The organism is Candidatus Tisiphia endosymbiont of Nemotelus uliginosus (assembly GCF_964264835.1).
In the GTDB taxonomy this organism is placed as follows: Bacteria; Pseudomonadota; Alphaproteobacteria; order Rickettsiales; family Rickettsiaceae; genus Tisiphia.
On the sequence record NZ_OZ183485.1, the window covers coordinates 1,383,625 to 1,404,276 of the forward strand.

General features: G+C 33.1%; 24 protein-coding genes and 1 pseudogene. 10 read left to right on the top strand and 15 right to left on the bottom strand.

Annotated elements, in window-relative coordinates:
• The first annotated feature begins 43 nt into the window (after positions 1-43).
• Positions 44-739 carry an HD domain-containing protein gene (locus ACFELV_RS06100; protein ID WP_375327189.1) on the top strand — a complete coding sequence of 232 codons (696 nt, stop codon included), beginning with the start codon at positions 44-46 and terminating at the stop codon, positions 737-739.
• Here ACFELV_RS06100 and ACFELV_RS06105 read toward each other — a convergent pair.
• The 9 genes and pseudogenes from ACFELV_RS06105 to ACFELV_RS06145 form a co-directional block, all read right to left on the bottom strand.
• Complete coding sequence (locus tag ACFELV_RS06105; RefSeq protein ID WP_375327190.1) at positions 624-1,970, bottom strand: MFS transporter; 1,347 nt, start codon at positions 1,968-1,970, stop codon at positions 624-626. The two genes, ACFELV_RS06100 and ACFELV_RS06105, sit on opposite strands and share 116 nt — an antisense overlap.
• 18 nt (positions 1,971-1,988) lie before the next feature.
• Positions 1,989-2,597, bottom strand: coding sequence for an HAD family hydrolase (locus ACFELV_RS06110; RefSeq protein ID WP_375327191.1), 609 nt, complete (start codon positions 2,595-2,597; stop codon positions 1,989-1,991).
• A gap of 392 nt (positions 2,598-2,989) precedes the next feature.
• Positions 2,990-3,304: a hypothetical protein gene (locus ACFELV_RS06115; RefSeq protein WP_375327192.1), complete on the bottom strand. Its 315-nt coding sequence runs from the start codon at positions 3,302-3,304 to the stop codon at positions 2,990-2,992.
• A gap of 249 nt (positions 3,305-3,553) precedes the next feature.
• Complete coding sequence (locus ACFELV_RS06120; protein ID WP_375327193.1) at positions 3,554-4,273, bottom strand: DDE-type integrase/transposase/recombinase; 720 nt, start codon at positions 4,271-4,273, stop codon at positions 3,554-3,556.
• A 9-nt stretch (positions 4,274-4,282) separates the two neighbouring features.
• Positions 4,283-4,675, bottom strand: coding sequence for a hypothetical protein (locus ACFELV_RS06125; RefSeq protein ID WP_375327194.1), 393 nt, complete (start codon positions 4,673-4,675; stop codon positions 4,283-4,285).
• Positions 4,676-4,803: 128 nt separating this feature from the next.
• Positions 4,804-4,947, bottom strand: coding sequence for a hypothetical protein (locus tag ACFELV_RS06130; RefSeq protein ID WP_375327195.1), 144 nt, complete (start codon positions 4,945-4,947; stop codon positions 4,804-4,806).
• 321 nt (positions 4,948-5,268) lie between these two features.
• A pseudogene (locus tag ACFELV_RS06135) lies at positions 5,269-5,563 on the bottom strand (conjugal transfer protein TraH); the annotation flags it as partial.
• Complete coding sequence (locus ACFELV_RS06140; RefSeq protein WP_375327196.1) at positions 5,541-5,876, bottom strand: tyrosine-type recombinase/integrase; 336 nt, start codon at positions 5,874-5,876, stop codon at positions 5,541-5,543. The pseudogene ACFELV_RS06135 and the gene ACFELV_RS06140, both read right to left, overlap by 23 nt.
• Before the next feature lie 126 nt (positions 5,877-6,002).
• The gene (locus ACFELV_RS06145; RefSeq protein WP_375327197.1) at positions 6,003-6,281 is read right to left on the bottom strand and encodes an Arm DNA-binding domain-containing protein; all 279 of its coding nucleotides are present in this window, start codon (positions 6,279-6,281) and stop codon (positions 6,003-6,005) included.
• 330 nt (positions 6,282-6,611) lie between these two features.
• On the opposite strand from ACFELV_RS06145, the gene ACFELV_RS06150 reads away from it, so the two are divergent.
• Together ACFELV_RS06150 and ACFELV_RS06155 are read left to right on the top strand one after the other, a co-directional pair.
• Complete coding sequence (locus ACFELV_RS06150) at positions 6,612-7,349, top strand: aldo/keto reductase (protein ID WP_375327198.1); 738 nt, start codon at positions 6,612-6,614, stop codon at positions 7,347-7,349.
• Positions 7,350-7,573: 224 nt separating this feature from the next.
• Positions 7,574-9,610, top strand: a complete 2,037-nt coding sequence (locus ACFELV_RS06155) for an ankyrin repeat domain-containing protein (protein ID WP_375327199.1) — start codon at positions 7,574-7,576, stop codon at positions 9,608-9,610.
• Positions 9,611-9,702: 92 nt separating this feature from the next.
• On the opposite strand, the gene ACFELV_RS06160 is transcribed toward ACFELV_RS06155, so the two are convergent.
• Positions 9,703-10,002 carry a transposase gene (locus ACFELV_RS06160; protein ID WP_375327543.1) on the bottom strand — a complete coding sequence of 100 codons (300 nt, stop codon included), beginning with the start codon at positions 10,000-10,002 and terminating at the stop codon, positions 9,703-9,705.
• A 256-nt stretch (positions 10,003-10,258) separates the two neighbouring features.
• Between ACFELV_RS06160 and ACFELV_RS06165 the strand changes: the two genes are divergently transcribed.
• Complete coding sequence (locus ACFELV_RS06165; protein ID WP_375327200.1) at positions 10,259-10,888, top strand: hypothetical protein; 630 nt, start codon at positions 10,259-10,261, stop codon at positions 10,886-10,888.
• Between the two features lie 263 nt (positions 10,889-11,151).
• On the opposite strand, the gene ACFELV_RS06170 is transcribed toward ACFELV_RS06165, so the two are convergent.
• Together ACFELV_RS06170 and ACFELV_RS06175 are read right to left on the bottom strand one after the other, a co-directional pair.
• Complete coding sequence (locus ACFELV_RS06170) at positions 11,152-12,024, bottom strand: hypothetical protein (protein ID WP_375327201.1); 873 nt, start codon at positions 12,022-12,024, stop codon at positions 11,152-11,154.
• Positions 12,025-12,082: 58 nt separating this feature from the next.
• Entirely contained in the window at positions 12,083-12,400 is a 318-nt protein-coding gene (locus ACFELV_RS06175) for a hypothetical protein (protein WP_375327202.1), read from the bottom strand.
• Between the two features lie 88 nt (positions 12,401-12,488).
• On the opposite strand from ACFELV_RS06175, the gene ACFELV_RS06180 reads away from it, so the two are divergent.
• Both ACFELV_RS06180 and tsaE read left to right on the top strand, forming a co-directional pair.
• Positions 12,489-13,568, top strand: a complete 1,080-nt coding sequence (locus ACFELV_RS06180) for an IS4 family transposase (RefSeq protein ID WP_375326208.1) — start codon at positions 12,489-12,491, stop codon at positions 13,566-13,568.
• A gap of 54 nt (positions 13,569-13,622) precedes the next feature.
• Positions 13,623-14,057 carry a tRNA (adenosine(37)-N6)-threonylcarbamoyltransferase complex ATPase subunit type 1 TsaE gene (tsaE, locus tag ACFELV_RS06185; protein ID WP_375327544.1) on the top strand — a complete coding sequence of 145 codons (435 nt, stop codon included), beginning with the start codon at positions 13,623-13,625 and terminating at the stop codon, positions 14,055-14,057.
• 158 nt (positions 14,058-14,215) lie between these two features.
• On the opposite strand, the gene ACFELV_RS06190 is transcribed toward tsaE, so the two are convergent.
• The 3 genes from ACFELV_RS06190 to ACFELV_RS06200 all read right to left on the bottom strand — a co-directional run bounded on the left by ACFELV_RS06190 (position 14,216) and on the right by ACFELV_RS06200 (position 16,759).
• Entirely contained in the window at positions 14,216-15,118 is a 903-nt protein-coding gene (locus ACFELV_RS06190; RefSeq protein ID WP_375327203.1) for a DMT family transporter, read from the bottom strand.
• A gap of 122 nt (positions 15,119-15,240) precedes the next feature.
• Positions 15,241-15,717, bottom strand: a complete 477-nt coding sequence (locus ACFELV_RS06195) for a nucleoside deaminase (protein ID WP_375327204.1) — start codon at positions 15,715-15,717, stop codon at positions 15,241-15,243.
• A 133-nt stretch (positions 15,718-15,850) separates the two neighbouring features.
• Positions 15,851-16,759, bottom strand: a complete 909-nt coding sequence (locus ACFELV_RS06200; RefSeq protein WP_375327205.1) for a cation diffusion facilitator family transporter — start codon at positions 16,757-16,759, stop codon at positions 15,851-15,853.
• A 242-nt stretch (positions 16,760-17,001) separates the two neighbouring features.
• Here ACFELV_RS06200 and ACFELV_RS06205 point away from each other — a divergent pair, with 242 nt between their 5' ends.
• The 4 genes from ACFELV_RS06205 (at position 17,002) to ACFELV_RS06220 (ending at position 20,350) form a co-directional block, all read left to right on the top strand.
• Positions 17,002-17,475, top strand: a complete 474-nt coding sequence (locus tag ACFELV_RS06205) for an RT0821/Lpp0805 family surface protein (RefSeq protein ID WP_375327206.1) — start codon at positions 17,002-17,004, stop codon at positions 17,473-17,475.
• A 150-nt stretch (positions 17,476-17,625) separates the two neighbouring features.
• On the top strand, positions 17,626-18,345 hold the full coding sequence (locus ACFELV_RS06210; RefSeq protein ID WP_375327207.1) for a metal ABC transporter ATP-binding protein: 720 nt from the start codon (positions 17,626-17,628) through the stop codon (positions 18,343-18,345).
• Between the two features lie 123 nt (positions 18,346-18,468).
• Entirely contained in the window at positions 18,469-19,095 is a 627-nt protein-coding gene (locus ACFELV_RS06215) for a DUF2278 family protein (RefSeq protein WP_375327208.1), read from the top strand.
• 316 nt (positions 19,096-19,411) lie between these two features.
• Complete coding sequence (locus ACFELV_RS06220; RefSeq protein WP_375327209.1) at positions 19,412-20,350, top strand: N-acetylmuramoyl-L-alanine amidase-like domain-containing protein; 939 nt, start codon at positions 19,412-19,414, stop codon at positions 20,348-20,350.
• Positions 20,351-20,652 lie beyond the last annotated feature (302 nt).

Consider the following 20,652-nt stretch of genomic DNA (forward strand, 5'->3'; position numbering starts at 1 on the left):
TGTTAATTTATCTACCCAATAGTGGTAGAAGAGGTTTTAGTGAATGGGTGAATATTGTTCTTACACAGAAAGACTACTAAATAAGCTTTTATCCCTTAATGAAAAAGCAAAAAATAAGGTAGATATAAGTGAAATCGAGAAAGCTATTTATTACGCTAAGAGATACCATGGGGATCAAAAGAGACAATCAGGCGAACCATATTACTCTCATCCACTAGAAGTAGCGTATATGATTTCCGATTATCTTTTTAGGACTGACATTTTAGTATCGTCAATACTTCATGATACAATCGAAGATACAGAACTCACAAAAGAAATGATTAATAAAGCATTTGGTGAGTTAGTTGCTACTCAAGTAGACGACTTGACTAAAGTGAAAGGAGATAAAAAAATTAGTTCAGCGGAGATGTTAGACTTATTATATAAGCAAAAAAAATACAATGTATTGTTTATTAAATTATTTGACCGGTTGCATAATATGCAAACTTTAGATGCTAAATCTCCTGAAAAAATTAAACAAATTACAGAGGAAACGTTAAAGGAATTTATAATTTTAGCTTCATATCTAGAATTACCCAAGATAAAATATAATTTTATTGAATTGTACTTTCAGCCATTAGTTCTCAGTGAGTTATGGAAACCTTATATTCAAGGTCCTTTTGAAGATCGTCATCTGCTTGCTCCAATTCCCCAATATGGTATACTCCAAAAGCGAATCCTAAAGTTACCGGAACTATAATTACTAGCAATCCATAGTGGCCTAGCTGTTCTGTTAAGTAAACAAGCCCAAAAGAAGTAATTACATGCATTAAGGTACGGGACAAAGCATATGTAAGACCACCATAGGTAAATCTTTTAAAAATAGGAATATATTTATAAAGTAAGGAGGTGGCAGGAGCTGCATATAGTAAAAGTAACCCAAATAACGATTGCAGTAGAGTAAAATATAGTGGGTCAGTAATATTATTAAATAAGTAGGGAGTTATGAGAATAACACTCAAGAATACCAATAATTTAGCCTTAAGTATTTTGATAGGATGAATGTAGTAGCTTATATAAGCTATTATAATACAACCCACTAAAGCTATAATTGAGACAATAAAGTTTTGATGAATAATTTGTTGGGTAGTATAGCCAAAGGAATTTTTCAAGATATTTCCACAATGAATGTATGTAAAATAAAAACATACTGGATAAGCACAATGTATTAAAAATACAGCAAGAAATGTCTTCTTACTCGTTCTCATATTATAAATTGTATTGGATTGGAGACTACTTTTATCTATGTTAGCGTCTTGAAATACTTTATGTATCTGACGCTTAGCATTAACAAATTCTGGTGTTTCCCGCAATGCAGTCCTGGCAATTGCTCCAATCATCGCTACTCCAGTACCAATCCAGAAGGCGATACGCCAACTTAGTCCATAAGATGTTACTAAAGATGCGATACCTAAAGCAACAGTGCCGCCTAAAATACAACAAACTGCTACCAATGTTACAGTGGGGTATTGTATTGGAGGCTTTGTAATCTCAGTTAAATAAAGTTCTGCTCCTACCACCTCCCCCATAGACGTCATCCCTTGAATCATACGACAAATTGTAAGGACCCAAGTAGCGGTAGAACCAATTTGAGCATAAGTCGGTAGATTAGCCATAACAATACAGGAAATAGCCATCATAAAAGTTGTGATAACCACTGTAGCCTTACGCCCTATACTATCACCTATCCACCCAAAAATTAGCGCACCAAATGGCCTTAAAAGATATGTAGAACAAAATGCTGCAGCTGAAAAGAGAGCTGCAGTATGAGGATCTGCTTTAGGAAAAAATAATTCATTTAACAATACAGCCATATGGACATATAGCATGAGATCGAAATACTCTAAAAATGTTCCTATCGAAAGTAGCCCTACAGCTTCTTTTTGAGACTGATTTAAGTATGTATTCGCCTCTATATTTAAATTTTGCATTTCATACCTTTAGATGTGTTATACTTTGATGCTTAAGCTCTTTAATGCTTCTCTGCACTTATTAGCCGTAGTAAAATGAATACCATGCATTCCTACTGCTTTGGCCCCTTCAATATTTTGGTAAAGATCGTCAATAAATACTGTTTCTTCTGGGATTAATTTATATTTGTTAATTAAGTACAAATAAATATCCTTAGAAGGTTTTAAGAGTCCAAGCTCTGCAGACACAATAATGTCAATAAATTTTTCAAAGAAATTATATTTTTGCTTCAAAAATGATACAATTTCTCTTACATTATCAGTAATAGAGTAAAGAGGCATCCCTAAATCATATACGTTATTTAACAGCTCAATAGATCCATCTATTGGAGTTAAGGAACGTTTAACTTCCATGAGTAGATCATTTAATTGTTCTATAGAAATATTTAGATCTTCATAATATAATATGATAGCCTCTTTTTCGGTGATTTTGCCCCGATTAAGATCAAGCCAAATAGAAGATTCAAAAATCTTCCGTGCTAATGAATGTGGATTCAACTCATTAGGAAAAGTTTTCGTGGTAATATCAATAGGTTGCCACTTTAATAATACATTTCCTATGTCAAACACAATATTTTTTATTACCATCTATGTCTCCTCATTATGTGAAATGCAAAAATATTGAAAAATTATTTTTTTCAATATTATGTATTTTCATTAACTTTTATTTGTCAAATAGCATCAAGCGCTCCAAAATCTCATTTTGGTACAAATTTCTTAGCAAATGAATGATAGCATATTACAGAATAAAAAATCAATAATTTTTTGTATATAGTTGCTTGTAATGAGGATAAGAAAGTTAAAAACCTAGATATTATAGTTACACTTCATGGCTTTGTTGAATAAACCAAATTTTACTTAAATTGCTACTTACCCCAAATTAGTACTTTAACAAACACGTAATTGTTTTTTCATTTTATCAAGGATTCGCGTTCTCATACCTCAAGATAAACTCCAGTTATTAAAATTCAATAGGTGTATTAAACCCGATGTTCGCCTGCAGTCACTACTTCTTGTATCCCATTTTCGTATTTATCTAAGTCAAATAAACTAATAGTGCTTTTATCCTTAGATGTGCAAATCAAATCAGGTTTGAGTGCTATCGATATATTATAATTTTTGATAGCTTCTTTAATAGTAGCAAAGCTTAACTTAAATAAGATAACAGATTTGTTATTATATGCTGCAACATTGTTAAAATTATCTACTTTATTATTGCTTTTAATTGCTGTTTCCATTATTTCGATATTACCTTCATTGGATTGTAAAGAATCATATCTTACATAATAAAGCACTGTATAACCTCTTTTATCTTGAAGGTTAATATGTGAGATTCACAGACATCATTTCAACATTTTCTGTTGATATTTGGTATTGAATATAGGTAATTTTAGCAAGCGAGCGCTCCTTATTTATGCTGGCAAGCTTGCTAAAATTACCTATATTTTGTATGTTCTATAATTGAATTTTTTAATATCCTTATAGCTAAATCCTTATTATATTCATGAACTAAAATTGGTTCTTTGGAAGGATTATACTGCTCACTAACCTCCTCGTGTAAAGGAGTCTGGAACATTAATTCCGCTTAAGTGAGGAGAAGCTGGTTTAATAGGACGAAACTTAATCGCATATTCTTTTAATCTCTCTTGAACTTCATAAGCAAAAAACTCTTGCCTCCTATCAGTGTGAATACGCTGTATTGGGAATGGCATACGTTCCATTACCTGATCTAAAAAATCTAAAGTATTTTCTGCAGTACGTCTTTTATATAAAGCTAAAACCTTATATCTAGTACAATCATCTATAGCAGTGTACTGATATAAATTGTTAGCTATTTTGCAAACATCCATTTGTACTCTTTCTCCTGGTAGCTTGCAGTTATACCTTTTTGCTTGTTTACGGTAATGGCGCTTCTTCTGTAAATATGGAACGTCACTATTCTTAAAAATCTTATGTATAGTAGCTAAGAATAAAGGCATCTCATACAATCTTTTTATCTCACTTTGAACTCTCCTTACCCCTAATTTTCGTTCGCTTCGTAACGACAAGATAAGTTTCTCATGGTCTATTGTTACCTTTCTTTCTATTTTATGAGGTGCACGGCTATGCTCTTTTAAACTATCTATACCATCTTTTTTATATCTCCTTAGCCACTTCCTTAAAGTAGGTCTAGAAATACCGCATCTACGGCATGTTATGCCCGCATCCTTTAATTCTTGGTAAGATTTTATCCAGCCTAAACGTGTTTTTTGTAGTTTGTCCATTTGGACATTCTAGCATATCTTTATTTTGAAACAATCTCCATGAATCATACAGCTTAAATACTGCTCTAACTGACTCACCCCATAAGCTAATTCTTCCACTTTTGCCTTCAAATCACTTGCTTCTACTGCTGCTCTAAAACCGCATTTACTTGCTATGTTTTCAGCAAGCTTAATATAATAATCAGCTATCTTCTCGCCAGCATTACCAGCGCCAGCTAAAGCTCCTTCTTTGGCTAAATCTCCTGCTCCTTTATGTTTAGTAGCAATAGCCCCAAGCCCAGTTATGGCATATTGTTCTTGCCCCTTGACGCTACCGCTAAAACCACTAAACATACTATCAATCACCGCATTCTTGAGATGCTGACTACTTGTTTGCACTACCTTACCTTTAATGCCGTTCATGCCGTCATCACCAAAAATAATACCAGCAATTTTAGTAGTGTAAATTAGCTCGCTCGCAGGATCACTGCAGGATCACTGCAGGACAACACCGCAGCTCTAATAGTTGCTCTTTCCGACGATAAATCTCCTTAACTACTACCCATAATGTGACAATGGGTTAAATCAATGTTAAAGTTCTTGGGTAAATTGCCCCTGCCCACTATACGAATCACTACTGATATTGGCTCACTACTACTACCCATAGAGGTTGAGACCACTATACCGCCAAGCAAAATACCTTTAGAACGTAGTCCATGATTTTTTCTAAATTAACGTTAGAGTACCATTCTTTTTGTTTGTCATAATATAGACAGTTGTTTCATATTTTACCTACCTTTAGTTTTCTGGATTGCCACGCTGGCTTACAGCCGGCTCGCAATGACGTTTTAGTTCTGTCCTTAAAGCATGACACGTATGCGTAAGTGGACAATGCTTAACTTCTCTCTTTAGCCATAATATGCTGCTCTATTAACCTGGCTCTTCTATCGATCTGATCAGCATTAGTTAGCATAGTAGGCCATTTTTCAGTAGCAAAAATCTGAACTCGGTCTAAGAGTCATTGACATTATAGACTGCCGCATCTCTATAGGAATGCCAGCTTTTTCTGCCGCTTTAGTGGAAGATATTATAATCTCCCAGCATAAGCTCGTGATCCTTATTCTGAGCTTGCTGGAGGGCTTGCTTTTGTTCTAAGTCATTCCGGCATTTCTTACCCGCTGAAAAATAATCCATCCCTGATCCTGATTGTAAATCCCTGCAGACTAATTCGTGCATGGCGGAATCTTTTGGCAGCACTGAAGCAAATAGGGATTTGGTCATTTCACAGTCACCTTTGGCAAATTGGTTCATCATCTATTAATACTACAGTTTGAGGTTCTCCATTCTTAGTATCTGATATGTACCATGTTTTATTAGCAAAACTTATACTCTCCCAACGCATAGATAATACATTACTTTTACGTGCTCCTGTATATAAAGAAATTAAAACAAAATCTTTCATTAACTGATTTGTTTCCTCTTCTAACGCTTGAAAAAATCTGGGCGCTTCCTCTTTAGTAATATATCTATCTCTTGATTGTTCTTTATGCTGCTTAATGCCAGTAACAGGATTCTTCTCTAACAATCCCCATTCAATAGCCTTATTAAAGATGGCTTTTAACATATCTAAAAATTTGTTAGCACTATATTTACCAATATGCCTCAGGTCATTAAATGTCTCCTGAATGAATATCAGTTTTTTGAATTGTAGAAATCACTTGAGGGTAAAAATGTTTAGCTTGCCTCCCCATTATAGCAGTATAATATTGATACCTTTAGCAATTTGACTTTTGAGTGCAGCAGCTTTTACTCTGGCTTTAACAACAGTTAAATCAGGAAAACGACCTATTTTAATTCTTTTATATATCTTTTTAGTTTTTTTACCTAAATAAAATGTTTTACTGCCGCCATATGATACTATCAGAATTAAACCTGTGTCTTTGGTATCTCTATAAACATTTCTTTTTGCTTTTGGTGGTTCAATTTTATATAAAGCATCTTTGGTAAAAAATAATGATTTTTCAGACATTTTTATACTTTATTGCTATTTTGCTCAATAGACTATTTCTAACACGGTCCTACCTTAACTATTAATTATGTTATCAAGTGATAATATTTATTATTAGTTCTTATTTTTTAATATGTTTTTAATGAAATAGCAAATCATCTTATCAAAAATCACTATTTTTTATGTTCTCCCAAAAACAAAATGTTATATAGATTTCTGTATAAATACCCGGTAATTTGATAGGGAATAATTTTTTGAGTTTGATTTTTGGAGGCACTTTACTATACTATTTGTCGCAATAAAATGTATTGAGGATATTTTGTAATGAACATATTGTCCAATAAATTAAAGATGCCTTCTATCGGTTTAGGAACATATGGGTTACGTGGGCAAGAAGGAATTAACGTCATTCGTAAGGCATTGGATGTTGGTTACCGTCATATCGATACCGCTGAATTCTATGAAAATGAGGCTGAAGTTGGACAAGCACTGTCCACTTCAAGTGTTGCACGAAAAGAAATATTCATTACCACCAAGGTATGGCCAAACCACTTCCAGCGGAAAGATTTTTTGACGTCAGAAGAAAATTCCCTACGTCGACTTAAAACTGGCTATATTGACCTACTTCTGCTTCATTGGCCGAACGACGAGGTCCCACTTGGCCAGCCGCTTGGTGCATTGGAGAAACTCATTGCAGACGGTAAAGTAAGAAACGGCGGTGTTAGCAACTTCTCAGTTACGCAGATGAAAGAGGCGCGCCACCTCGTTAGTACAGTAGTTTCGGGTAATCAAGTTGAGTGCCATTTGGGCTTAGTTCCGAAAGATATAATACATTATGCGACTGAACACTCTATTGCTATTACCGCATACTCTCCTCTTGATAAAGGGGCAATTACCACACAGCAAGACTTACGCGAATTGGCCAAGAAATATGATAAGACTGAAGCACAGATTGCGCTTCGCTGGTTGACCCAACAAGGAATTGCCGTTATACCGAAAACCAAGACTTATAAACGACTTGAAGAGAATTTGGAATCAGAGCAATTTCTACTCAATGATGAAGATATAGATTTGCTCGGTCGTCTATAATTGGTGACTCGGTTATTACCGTACCTCCATTTTCAAACCAAAAATAAAATTAATCTACTTTCAGTAGTCACTTGCACTTCTGTGGCCGCAAAAACTATATAGTTGTGGTTTATTATATTCATCATTCCAACCTGAGGATAATATTGGTATATTAAGAAACTATATATATCCAAGAAAGCTTCCGATCAAATGATTAATTTTTAATATATAGTGGAGTTTATAATATGGCGAAGCAAGAACATCAAAAAACAATACATAATATTTTGATTATTGGGCCAGGCGTGAAAGTTGATCCAGAAATCAGCAAATTAAATGAAACAAATAAAGATTGGCTAATAATTGGCGATGGTGATGCTAATAAACCAATAACTTTTGAAGATATTAGAGAGAGAATAGATAATGTACTATTAGATAAAAATCCTGTGTTCTGTATACATGCTCATGGAAGTCGTCATAAAGAAGGAGTAGACCATAGAATGCGACTTGATAACCAAGATCCCAAATCTGCACGTAACACACAGGATTTTTTAAAGAAGTTAGAGACACTAACTGATGATCCAATATGTGTCCATTTATTATCATGTCATGGCGGTTCTGCTAATAAGGCTGCAAAAGTTTTAAGGGATGGTTCTATTGTAATAACCTATATAGAAGCTAAAGAATCATCAAATACTAACTCAGAGCATTCTAAAATAAAAGCATTATTACAGCGGACTTATCTGACTCCTTACCAGCAATTTATTCTTGCTTTTCAAGAAAATTTTGAAGGAATGACTTTTAATAAGGTAGAGTCACTTGGCAAGATCACACAATTTAAAACTGTCCGTATACCTAAAGAAAAAGAAATGATCAATATAATTAATAAAATGGAAACAACAAAGAATCTAACAGATTTCTTTAATGAATTTTTTGATGAAGAAGGAAAAAGATTTCAAGCAATGTTTCCAGAAGAAGATGTTACAGAAGAAATTAAGACAGTAAGTACGTTAGGTGGTCAAGATGTAAGTAAAATAGCAACTGGCATTCTAAGGCATATGTGCAGAATAAAAAGGAATGTCAATATAGTATTGTTAGATAGTTTTGTAAAAAAATTATTATCAAATGGCATAGATTTAGATCCAGAAGATATATATGGTTGTACCCCTTTGCATCACTGCGCTATTAAAAACGGAAGTGCGGCGATGGCTAAAATTCTTATTGAGAATAATGGAAACTTAAATTGGCAAGATAAGCTAGGTTTTACTCCGCTGCACCTCGCCATTAAAACAGGGAATACTGCCGTTGCCCAAATCCTTATTGAGAATAAGTCGAACTTACTTTTAAAAAATAATAAGGGGAATACTCCTTTGCACTTGGCTCGAGAGGATGGATATAATATAATTGATTTATTAATTGCGCATGATTCTCCTCTAACGCCTCAAAACGATGACGGAGAAACCCCCTTAGAGATAATAATAAGGAAGGGGTATCCTGCCAATAGATTAGTAACAACCTTAATTCAGTATATAAATAATGCTCCTACTGAGGGTGAAAAAATTGACAGATTGAATAAAAAAATCAATGAATTGCAGCCAGCACAATATGGTAAAGACCCAGAATTATACCAGAAAGTGAGAGATATTCTTGAAAATTTTCAAGAAGAATATGCAAAACAATTAAATCTACCAACAGTAAAGGCAACCCGTAAGAGACAAGCTGTTCCATCTCCTGCAGATAATCTACCGGGCCCTAGTGCAAAGAAATCTAGATTAGATACTGAACATGAACGCAATATTGCATTACAACAAGCAACAGAGGCATTATTACTAGCAAAAGATAAAAAAAATGATAAGGAAATAGCAGAACAATCTGAAATTGTTGCAGAATTGATTGCAGATAATGCTAGTTTAATTGACAAAAAGCAACCTAACAATAGTTCGGGAATACACTTAATAAGCAATAACTTTGGCCATATTGTACAAAACAATATAATCAGGAGCATAGACAAAGCTACTACATATCAAGAAAAACTCATAAGCTGCAGCAATAAAGAGGAGGAAATACTAGAATTACAAGCTCAACTTAACTTACCTGCAAGTAATGTTATTCTAAGTATTCTTCAAGATCTTAAACAAAAAAAAGAACAAATTAAGAAAGATGTATTACCGACGTTAGTCAAGGAGTCAGGTGTCAGTGAAATCCTTAATAAACCAATTACTCCAGACACAAATTATATTAGAGTGAATCCTGGTAAAAAGCATACAGAAACTATAGACAGGTAATTAAAAAGCAGCAATGATAAATTCAAAATGTAAATTACAATAAGTATACCTCTAATTGCATCTTTTGGGTTATAATCTAGCCGTATACTCAATTAACCTAAAGAGTTGGCAAGATGGTTAAAAATTATGGTTTGGAATCGGTCAGTAATGAGAGTACGCAATTTATGTTTGTACTTATCAATGTTACCAAAAAATCTATCTATAGCTTCTGAAAATTGAGCAAAATTATGGTAAAATTTATTATTTGTTACAACTCTATGCATAAACTTCCATAATCGTTCAACCGGATTAAGATTAGGACTGTATGGAGGTAAAAATATTAACTCTATTTTGCTATTTACTAGGTACTCCTTTACTTTCTTTGGTTTATGATACCCAGCATTATCATATATCTTCTCTTAATTAAATTATTAATGCTTTTTTCAATATTTTTATGCTCCTCATATGCTCCTATTATTTTAGGTATAGCCAACATTTTAATAAATATTGACAGATAATGTAAATTTGACTACAGTAAAATCTTTGATCTCCAATAATAGGAAAATATTATGGATACTAAGGTTTCAGCGCCTAAAAACAAGGTAATAGTACTAATTTTACTCTTCATGAAAAAGTGGGAAGTTTGATTAAAAAACGAGGCGCTCTGGTTTGGGACCAGAGGGTCGGGAGTTCAAATCTCTCTGCCCCGACCATATACTTATCAGCTTTTTAGAGTTTCCTAATTTTAGCAAAAATTCCATATGCTGCATATATGCTGCTTTGCAATTAAGTTATAGGTACTATAATTGCTCTAAAACCCTTTCTGAATCTGATGTTCAGCAGGCAGGATTATGCAGCTCACCTTCCGATGCCCCTTTTGCTATTTCTGATAATAATACTATCTTCTATAATTTCGTTGGTAATTTTGTACCACCAGAATGGCGTGATCTGAAAAATAATACTGGTAAGACTTTAAGTAAGACTGCTAAACAATTATTGTCGCTAGTAGTTTTTCGCCTGCAGATTTGTCATAATAGTGGCCCCAATCTGCAAGAAGATGAATTGCAAGAATCATACCATTTCTTTGAACAATCATTAGGGGTTTGTCAAAGACGTATTAGGCAATGCATGCTTGAATTGCAAGAAGGAGGTTTTATTCATCTATATAATGCCACCGTTATCAAACAGCACATCAAATGTCGAAACACCCCATGCATCAAATTGGCAAAAAATTTTCAGCCTTACCTGAAAAAATTTTCGTGTCAACCCGAAAAAAATTTCAGGCAGACAATATTATAGATATTAATAATAAATCTAATATATGGCACTGTTAACAAAATAAATTATAAGCTTTAATAAGCGATAAAGTTGAGGAAGGTATAGCTTAAGTCACTAAGCTGTAGACATTAGTACTCCATGTTCTACCGCGACAAAAAAATCTTTAAAGTCGCTAGCGATTTTTCTTATCTGATGCTTAATCTTAAACCAATAATGCTCAATAGGATTAAGATCATGTCTTTACTTTGACAATTTATTTATTGTGTTAAGATAGCTTCCTCCCCTCACTCGAAGTCGCTCAAATCCAGATCGCTATAGGAGCTCGAATCTCCAGAAACTAATACTGATTGAACATGTGATGGCTGAGCATTTAATGGTGGAGCGCAATCCGAGTCGCTATCAAAACTCCAATCCTCCAAGTCGTAAGAATCTTCGGTAACTACCAATGCCGGTTGAACATCTCCTTCCCACAAACCCCTATCGTCATAAGAATATGAAGCTTCGGTAAATGATAATACTGTTTCGAAATCTTCCTCAGTTGTAGGCAGCTCGCTAAGATACTTACTAATATGTAACGAGCAGTCACGGTTTAACCAAGACAATGGACATGGATCGCTCTGGTCATTCTCTAGCCATATTACTCCTGGATTTTCAGGATTATTACTTTCATTTTCTAAGAATTCACTATCTTTTATTCCAATTGGATATGATGTAACAGCTGCATGTGATAATTCTGGTAGTATTGTCTTACCTACATCTTTTGCCAATAGGAAGTTAATCTTAAAATCCTCCTCCGCCTTCTTTGCCTCATGATAACCAATTACCTGTTTAATGATTTTATCTGCTCTCTGAGAATCTTTTGCCGCTTTTGATAACTCTTTTTCGAGAATTATCTGGTTTACTTTCGGTAAACACTTGATAGCACTCATTGAATTGCTATCAATAAGTTTGAGGTTAATATCCTCTAAATTGTTATCAGTAAAGTATTTATATATTATTGTGGCTACATTGGCAGCTAGGGTAGAATTATGGGAAGTTGTACGCATTAAGTTTACACTTTTCCATGACATTTCACCACTTTCCCTGGCGACAAAACACAAGGATCTACTCCCTTGAAACACATCTACAATATCATCCCAATAGTATGCATCCTTCATTACCATTGCGCCTGAGGCATCACTAAACTTCTCTACCCGCTTTATCGTAGGTGCAAGGCTAAACCCATACTAAATGATTATTGTCTTCTACCATTGCTTTAGCACTGTTTATTACTTCGGGATAATTCTTATTATTATAGTAATCAATAGTGCTGACATCCTTTTGGTCTTTATAGAAAATACCTGCCTCTTCCATAGAGGTATTTGTTCTTAAATGATCTAACCAATCTTTATATAATTTATCATTTTTTATTCCTGCCATATCTTCAATAACAACTCTCTTCAAACTACCCATTGTCAGTACCTCCAAAAGCTTTTGCTCTTGATTATCACAATCTGTAATCTTCTTTATATATAATTCAGCATAGTACCCCACAGATTTTACAGGAGGGTTAAAATAATAAATTGAATAAGTGACTGAGAGTCACTAATCTCCGCTGAGAAACAAGCAACAGGAGGTATTAATGGACTCTCAATCACTATACCAAATATTATACATATTTTTAGATTGGCACCCAGCACGAATTAAAACATTTGCAGAATTAATTTGTGCAGTAGTAAAAGCTAAAACTGTGAGAATCAAAGAATTAGCACTGTATGTCGCTTCTAAAGGCAATTTGCATGCCAAGATTGTTAAAGTTGAGCGTTTGCTTTTAGAACAAAATATGTGCTTTATAAGTTTAGGGAAAATTATTGTTAAATTGCTCTGTCTAACAGGTAAAATTAGCCTTGCCATAGATAGAACCAGCTGGCAATTTGGTATTAAAAATTTGAATTTTTTTGTTGCAACTATCGTTTATGGTAATATTTCAATTCCTATAGCATGGTTGTTACTTGATAAAAAAGGCAACTCTTCTACTAATGAAAGAAAGAAATTGATTGAGCAAATTTTAACAATTATACCTAAGGAAATGATAGAGCTTATCCTTGCCGATCGGGAATTTGTTGGTGAGGAATGGTTGCAATATATGGGTGGAATCCAAAAATTACCTTTTGCTATCAGGCTAAGAAAAAGTGAGAAGGTCAAGCATTTCAACGGTGGCAAGATGAAGTTGAATAAATGTTTTGCCGATATGCAAATGGGTGACACTAAAACTATAGAAAGCAAAATTTACAATGGTATGGCAATTAAAATAACTTGTTTGCAATTAGAAAGAGAGCAACTATTTATTGCTAGTAATGTGCTTATTGGTGAATGTGCTTTGCTAGCATATAAGCAGAGGTGGAGCATTGAGCGACCTTTTCTGTCTCTCAAGTCATCTGGATTTAATATTGAAGATACCCACATTACAGATCAAAAAAAGCTGGAAAAACTATTTGCAATAGTATCTTTATCCTTAGCTATTTGCGTGCTTGCTGGTGACATTAAGAACAAAATTTATCCTATAAAGATCAAAAAACATGGTCGTAAATTATACTCATTATTTACTTACGGATTTGATTGGATAAAAGATTATTTTTATAACTCGTTAAGTGATACCCCTGCTATGTTGTTTTCATTACTACGAAAACACATTATGCATGCCTTTCAACTTCAACAATAAGTGTGGGGTACTATGGATATATTTAAGTTAAATTATTGTATTCTCTCTAATACGATGGCATCATGTAACAAATCTATTATTTTGAGCAACGAAGAAGAGACCAGATCTTTTACTAGAACTATTGCGCAAAAGATCAAATCTAATGATATTATAACATTTTCGGGCGATTTAGGCAGTGGTAAAACATTTATGTGCCGCGAAATAATACAACAGCTTTGCCAAGTGACCCTTAATGTTACTAGCCCTACGTTTAATTTATTACAAATATACAAAGCCCCGGAATTTATTATCTATCATTTTGATCTTTACCGCATAAATCATATAGAAGAAATTTATGAGCTAGGGATAGAAGAAGCATTCCATGGCAATGTTTGTTTAATTGAGTGGCCTCAAATAATAGAAAAAATTTTACCTCGTCCAATTACTAAAATTCATCTTCAAATAGTTGAAAATAATAATAGGTATTGTAGAATTGATTATTTTGAATAAGCGGTAAGTTACTCTAGGTTGTGTGAACATTTCTATGTAATGAGTAGTATTTATAGGCATTGTCGCTTGCAGCACCACAGAGCACTAGGTGTACAGGGAGGGTTCGAGAACGAAAATAACAACAAAAATCAATCATTAGATAGAAATTTCCACAGAACCTAATGAAAAGTTATCCCACTACTAGGGTAGCTTTCTCGATCTTGAGAAGAGCTAGATTTGCCAAAATATATAGTAATCCATATTCCTACAAGAATAATACTGCAACCAATTAAAAATGAGCTAGACGGAGTTTGTTTCCAAATTAGCCATTCAAATACTCCTCCTAACAACACGTTAAGATAAGAAATGGGAGTAGTAAGGCGCACAGGAGCGAATTTATAGCTTAATGTTGAACATAACTGATAGATAGAACCTACTATACCTATTAGTACTAGCAATATTATGATATTAGTAGACTGAGGAATCACAATTTTTATTAAACAGAAAGGGGAAGTAATAATGCTGCTCATTAAAAAGTAATAAAATAACATTGACATGGTATCCATGGTTTTGCCAAGTAAACGAATTTGAATAATTGATATAGCCACAAAAAAAGCGGAAGCGAAGGCAAGTAGTGCTCCAACATTAATAACGCTGCTATGGAGGTCTAAAGCTATTCCTACCCCAATAAAACCAATGATATTCCCTATAATACCTAATTTAGTCATTTTTGCTTTAGTTAATATGAAGGCAAATATAGGCACTATTAAAGGAGTAGTATTTGCTAATAATAAGGCTTCCGGCAGAGAGGTTTTTTGTACAGCCATGAACAATAGAGACATGCCTAATAAAGCGGTAATAGTACGCAATAAAAATTTAATTGGATTATGTAGCGTGAAGTTGAATCGTCCTCTAGACAAGATAATGAATAGCATCAGCACTAATCCAATCAAAAATCGTAGCCAAATTATTTCATATATGGGTATCGCAGTCCCAATTAACTTAACAAATACATTCATAGTAGTAAGAGCAATTGCTGCAAGTATCGCTAGTAATGAACCAAGGGCTAGAGAGTCTCTCATAATATTTATGTAATAGTACTTACTATTTATCCTATTCTACTATAAATGAATATTCTACTATAAATGAATATTCTACTATTTTAATATTAATACGTTAAATTCGTATCCATAGTTTGATGCATTTAAATCTGTTTTAATCTTATTTTTTGAAAAAATTTTTTTATTAATTTTTCAGAAACATCAGCTGAAAAACCACTATATATCTCGACCTGATGAAAACAGGACTTACTTTTGAAAAAGCGTTCCCTACTCTCGATTCCTCCTTGTTTTGGATCAGTTGCTGCATAAAATAGTCTGCCTATTCTGGAAAAAGCTATAGCAGCTGCACACATTATACATGGCTCTAAGGTCACATACATATCATATTGTGATAAATTTTTACTTGATAATATTTGGCATGCTTGGTTTATAGCTATGATTTCAGCATGCAATAAAGAATTGTTTTTCTGCTCTACCATATTATGTGCTCTTACAATCACTTCATGGCTTATTCTATTAACTAATATAGCCCCGACTGGCACCTCATTTTTATTAAAAGCAATTTGAGCTTGTTTTAAGGCCTCTTCCATAAAAAAATTATTAAAATAGACTTCTTGCATAATTTGCTCTAGCTCAAGAATTTGTAGGAGATACGTAGCTCAACCAACAGCGTACTTAAATGTGTGTACTGATTAGAGACTAGACTTGACACACAAATTACCATCCCAAAGTAGAATTATACAAGAAGTCTAATTAGAGAAGGCCAATATTTTCACGATAATTAACTGTTTTTTCGTAACCGTAAGGATCTAAATGGATAATTATTTCTGCTCCTGGAAACTGTGACAATAAAGCATTACAAATTTGATCACTAATACCATGAGAATTATACAAAGTCATCTCCCCATCCATTTCAATGTGGCATTGAATAAATGGTTTATTAGCAGCATATCTAGTTTTCATTTCATGCACACCTTTTACTTCACTAAATTTACTAATTATATGGATAATTTTTTCCCTATCTTGGTCAGGAAATTCTTCATCTACAAGGTTTTTAAAGGCTTTGCGAAATAAAGCATATGCGGTATAGATTATATATAAAGAAATACAAGCACCAAATAAAGAATCCATAAACCAAAATCTAGCGCTTAAATTTATGGAGATAATTATCGTAATGTTGGTTATTAAATCTATAAAATAGTGTAATTTATCTACTTTAGTAATTTCAGAACTAGTTCTTTTGATTACATAAGATTGATATATAATCAAAATAATAGTGAGAATAATACACACATACATTACGTTAATTCCATAATCCAAGTTAGTCGGAATAGACTTATCGAGAAAAGACTTAACGGATGAAATACAGGTTAATATTCCTGAAATAAAAAAGAATATTGCCTGCGAAAAAATTGTTAAATCTTGGATTTTTTCATGCCCAAATCGATGATCATGGTCAGGGGGTTTTAGAGCAAAACGAATAGCAATCAGGTTAATAAATGAAGAGGTAAGATCAAGCATTGAGTCAATTAATGAGGCTAAAACTGACTGAGAATTGGTAAGAAACCAAGCATGTAGCTTAATTAGTAAAATTAAAACAGCTACAATACATGAGGCGTAAGATGCAGATTTGATTAGCAATTGATGCTCTGAAGTAACCATATAAATAAATATTTCAATTGTGTTATAATAGGAAATACATTAATATACTTAAAATAACTCTAACCTTAGAGTGTGTCAAACCTTAATAGTTATCGACTTTTTAATTTCTTAAACAATTATTCTTGATAACATTCCAATAGAGTTAGACAATTAAGTTGTGGGTTGTATTCAAACCCCACAATATAAGACGCTAGTTAGTAAATAATAAACTTAATTTTTTAACTTTAAAATATATGGTTCGTATGAATTTACCCACTAAAATTATTGCAATTATTTTAGCAGCAACATCATTACAATCTTGTTCAGGAGATATGAATAAACAAGGGGGTGGTATGTTGCTTGGCGGAGCCACAGGTGCTCTGATAGGAGCTCAATTTGGAAAAGGAACTGGGGCTCTAGTAGCAACGGGTGTTGGAGCTCTAGCAGGGGCATTTATTGGAGGACAAATCGGCAAAAGTATGGATGAGCAAGACCGTCGATTAGCTCAACAAAGTGCTCAGAGAGCATTAGAAACTAGTGCTGTCGGTCAAGAAACCCCATGGCGTAACCCCGACTCTGGTCATTATGGCTATACTGCTCCAATGCGTACTTATAAAAATAATTCTGGAGAATATTGCCGTGAATATATACAAGTAGTGACGATAGGAGGTAAACAACAAAAAGCTTATGGTAAAGCTTGTCGTAAGCCAGATGGTCAATGGGAAGTTGTTAATTAGCGCTTAAATATTTCTGGAAGACTAGTAAGGGTTCGTGTATGCGGAGCGCGCAAGATAAATTTTAATTTTATTTCAATTAGAAAAAGGCGGCAATATACAATAGTTTGTTATTGCCAATCAAATTAATATGGTGGAATAAATTTAAGAATAATGTCTATAATATTATCGCCAGGTACTATATTGATAAAATTTAGCAATGTATCCAAGCGTTTTGGAAGCAAAACTCCTATTTCTAATGTAAGTTTTACGGTCAAAAAAGGGGAAGTAACTACTCTAATTGGTCCCAATGGGGCAGGTAAAACCACAATAGCTAGGCTAATTTTAGGATTAGATCGCCCTTCTTCAGGTACTATAACGACTCAGGCGAATTTAAAGGTTGGGTACGTTCCCCAAAAACTAGATTTTGCTTCAAACTTACCAATTACTGCAGAAAAATTTTTATATTTATTAACTAATAATAATTTACAAGGAAATTGGCAAGAACTTCTGGATTTCGTTAAATTAGCTGATTACAAGCAACAAGATATTTCGGAGCTCTCGGGAGGGCAATTTCAAAAATTGGTTTTAGCTTCTACTTTACTAAATAAACCAGACTTAATTATTTTAGATGAGCCCACTCAATCTCTAGACGCCACTAGTCAACAAGAATTTTATCAACTAATTACTCAAATAAAACAGCGATTACATATCACTATATTTATGATTTTACATGATCTATTTACAGTAGTAAAGAATTCTGATCAAGTTATATGTCTTAATGGACATATATGTTGTAGCGGCAGACCAAATGAAGTAACCCAAAACCCTGAGTTCTTGACTACTTTATCTTCTATTGGTCTTTATGTTCACAATCATGATCATAAACATTAATAAAATTTTTGATATTATTATTAATAACATCCTAGACTAATTTAGTAGTAGCTAATAATATGGGATTGATGCCTATTAACTGCCATTTAATTATTTTAATATATTTCTTGTGAGGGGTTTGTAATGTTATATAATTATTCACTATTGAAAGGGACTATTGCTAAAGACTTAGAAGATCACATTAAAAATAGCAGAACACATTATAATCTGATAGTAAATGCTGATAATTTAGAATATCAAGTTAATATTGACGTACAATCTACTATTACTCCTAATGTCAAAATGCTTTTTATTGAAGAATTTAGCAATAAGATATTAATTTCCTTAAATAAGCTAGGAGAAGAAGGATTATTTTCATTAAATGACTTTACTCCAGATTATCGACTTGATTATTTAAGGAGTAATATTTTCCCCTGTGAAGATCTAGAAAATATTCAACCAAAATCATGGCAAGAAATATCCAATATATTAGATCAGCATATTAAGGTGGGCCGTCAAATTTATTGTTTAGGAGACTATTATAATAATCAACAAATAAGAGAACATGTGCCTCATGGTTTAATGTTACAACAAAGCTATCCTGACTATCTTCCGCCGCAAGGTATCCATGACACACATATGAATCAAGGGGTGCCCTTAACCATGCCACAAAGTAAAAGCAATGGTATTTACCAAGATGGAGCTATATTTCTAAAAACAGATAATAACACTATGAAAGCTTTTTTCTTTGTATTTACTTCTCAATCCTGAGACACTGATCAATCTGGTAACCCGGATTAGTGCTCAGTGATTTTACACGCCAGCAACTGGAGCATACTGCCTGTAAATGAGAGTATGGACTGATAATTTTAAAACATTGTTGTGAAATAGCGATATATTTGTTGATGAAATTTTTCTATGAGCATAGAATAACCTGTAGATAAATTACAATTTTTACTGTTGTAATTTAACTTATTATACTTTATAAGTCATAATCAAATTTATGATTTTTTAGATGCGATAGGGCCCAACAAGTCAATTATCACTATTCTTGAAATCAACTATTATCAATATAAAATAAATCATTATGAAAATTTTAATTTTAGTTATTACTTGTTTGTGTTACTCTTTAGTAAGCAATGCAGCTCCTAGTTCTTCCTCTAGCCTTAAAAATTTGCACCAATATGCTTTGTCAATTGGTAATGAAAATTTTGATAATAAGATATTATCATTTTCTAAGTATTTTCTTTCAAAACCTTACGATACAGAAATAGGGAATAACTTAATTATTTGGGATCAAACAAGAAATAAAATTAACCTAATTAATCTAGATAGTTTTGATTGTTTTAGCTATCTCGAAATGGTGTTAGCTTTGTCAAAAATACAAACCCCTAATCCTAATTTAGAAGAATTTACTAACCAGTTAGCTGATAATTTAGCAACAATAATGTTTTCTTCAGATAATATTGATTATGCTAGTCGGAATCACTTTATGGATGAATGGCTTAGGAATAACAAAAATATTATTGAAGAAAATGTTTTTACAAAACTTAATTATTCCAAGTTAAAGAGCGCTAAAATTAATAAAGCAGGTTTATTAAAAAACCAAATTAAAAATTATGCAGATAAAACATTAAATGAAAGTCAAAGTCAGCAATTTATTGATAAATATAACAATTTAATTAACGACTCTACCCCTTATGAATCAAGCATTAAATATATAAGCTTTTCAGATTTTTTATTACATCAAAAAGAGTTAACTCAAGATTTACAAGGGAAAATATATATAATAACCATAATCATGGATAATCCTAAGTTACTAGAATTAACAGGCTCTGAACATAATATAGCCCATGTTGGTTTTGTATTTACCAAGGCAGGTCAATTATATTTAAGGCATGCTACTTCTGTGGGATCTAAATCAGTAGAAGAAATATCATTGGTAGATTATGTAAATGCTAAAAAACAAAGTAAAGTTTTAATAGGATTCACTTTATTTAATTTACAAAACAGCCCTCAACTATAAGATGAGTGCTTATAGGGCTAGTCGATCTATAACAATATTTACGTAGATCTTGCACTGGCAACAATCCCCAATATTGTACATATACTCGATGAAAATCAAGAATTGCGTTGTTGTCTTCAGGGGTCAAGGTAGCAACGTACTTAATATGTACTGCTTGCGCTTCTTGACCATTTGTCTCCTGCTACTATCTTGATTTTTATTCTATCGTCTATCAACTCTTTAGGTGCAAGCACTATACCAAAACTGCCAGGTTGACATCTCTTTTACTAATTTGCATAGATACCCTTTTGATCTTACGAATG

Excerpts from the sequence above, each read along its gene's own strand:
- ACFELV_RS06100 (WP_375327189.1), top strand. The coding sequence starts at position 44 with ATGGGTGAATATTGTTCTTACACAGAAAGACTACTAAATAAGCTTTTA.
- ACFELV_RS06105 (WP_375327190.1), bottom strand. The coding sequence starts at position 1,970 with ATGCAAAATTTAAATATAGAGGCGAATACATACTTAAATCAGTCTCAA.
- ACFELV_RS06110 (WP_375327191.1), bottom strand. The coding sequence starts at position 2,597 with ATGGTAATAAAAAATATTGTGTTTGACATAGGAAATGTATTATTAAAG.
- ACFELV_RS06120 (WP_375327193.1), bottom strand. The coding sequence starts at position 4,273 with ATGGACAAACTACAAAAAACACGTTTAGGCTGGATAAAATCTTACCAA.
- ACFELV_RS06125 (WP_375327194.1), bottom strand. The coding sequence starts at position 4,675 with ATGAACGGCATTAAAGGTAAGGTAGTGCAAACAAGTAGTCAGCATCTC.
- ACFELV_RS06140 (WP_375327196.1), bottom strand. The coding sequence starts at position 5,876 with ATGTTAAAAGCCATCTTTAATAAGGCTATTGAATGGGGATTGTTAGAG.
- ACFELV_RS06145 (WP_375327197.1), bottom strand. The coding sequence starts at position 6,281 with ATGTCTGAAAAATCATTATTTTTTACCAAAGATGCTTTATATAAAATT.
- ACFELV_RS06150 (WP_375327198.1), top strand. The coding sequence starts at position 6,612 with ATGCCTTCTATCGGTTTAGGAACATATGGGTTACGTGGGCAAGAAGGA.
- ACFELV_RS06155 (WP_375327199.1), top strand. The coding sequence starts at position 7,574 with ATGGCGAAGCAAGAACATCAAAAAACAATACATAATATTTTGATTATT.
- ACFELV_RS06170 (WP_375327201.1), bottom strand. The coding sequence starts at position 12,024 with ATGAAGGATGCATACTATTGGGATGATATTGTAGATGTGTTTCAAGGG.
- ACFELV_RS06180 (WP_375326208.1), top strand. The coding sequence starts at position 12,489 with ATGGACTCTCAATCACTATACCAAATATTATACATATTTTTAGATTGG.
- tsaE (WP_375327544.1), top strand. The coding sequence starts at position 13,623 with ATGGCATCATGTAACAAATCTATTATTTTGAGCAACGAAGAAGAGACC.
- ACFELV_RS06190 (WP_375327203.1), bottom strand. The coding sequence starts at position 15,118 with ATGAGAGACTCTCTAGCCCTTGGTTCATTACTAGCGATACTTGCAGCA.
- ACFELV_RS06195 (WP_375327204.1), bottom strand. The coding sequence starts at position 15,717 with ATGCAAGAAGTCTATTTTAATAATTTTTTTATGGAAGAGGCCTTAAAA.
- ACFELV_RS06200 (WP_375327205.1), bottom strand. The coding sequence starts at position 16,759 with ATGGTTACTTCAGAGCATCAATTGCTAATCAAATCTGCATCTTACGCC.
- ACFELV_RS06205 (WP_375327206.1), top strand. The coding sequence starts at position 17,002 with ATGAATTTACCCACTAAAATTATTGCAATTATTTTAGCAGCAACATCA.
- ACFELV_RS06210 (WP_375327207.1), top strand. The coding sequence starts at position 17,626 with ATGTCTATAATATTATCGCCAGGTACTATATTGATAAAATTTAGCAAT.
- ACFELV_RS06215 (WP_375327208.1), top strand. The coding sequence starts at position 18,469 with ATGTTATATAATTATTCACTATTGAAAGGGACTATTGCTAAAGACTTA.
- ACFELV_RS06220 (WP_375327209.1), top strand. The coding sequence starts at position 19,412 with ATGAAAATTTTAATTTTAGTTATTACTTGTTTGTGTTACTCTTTAGTA.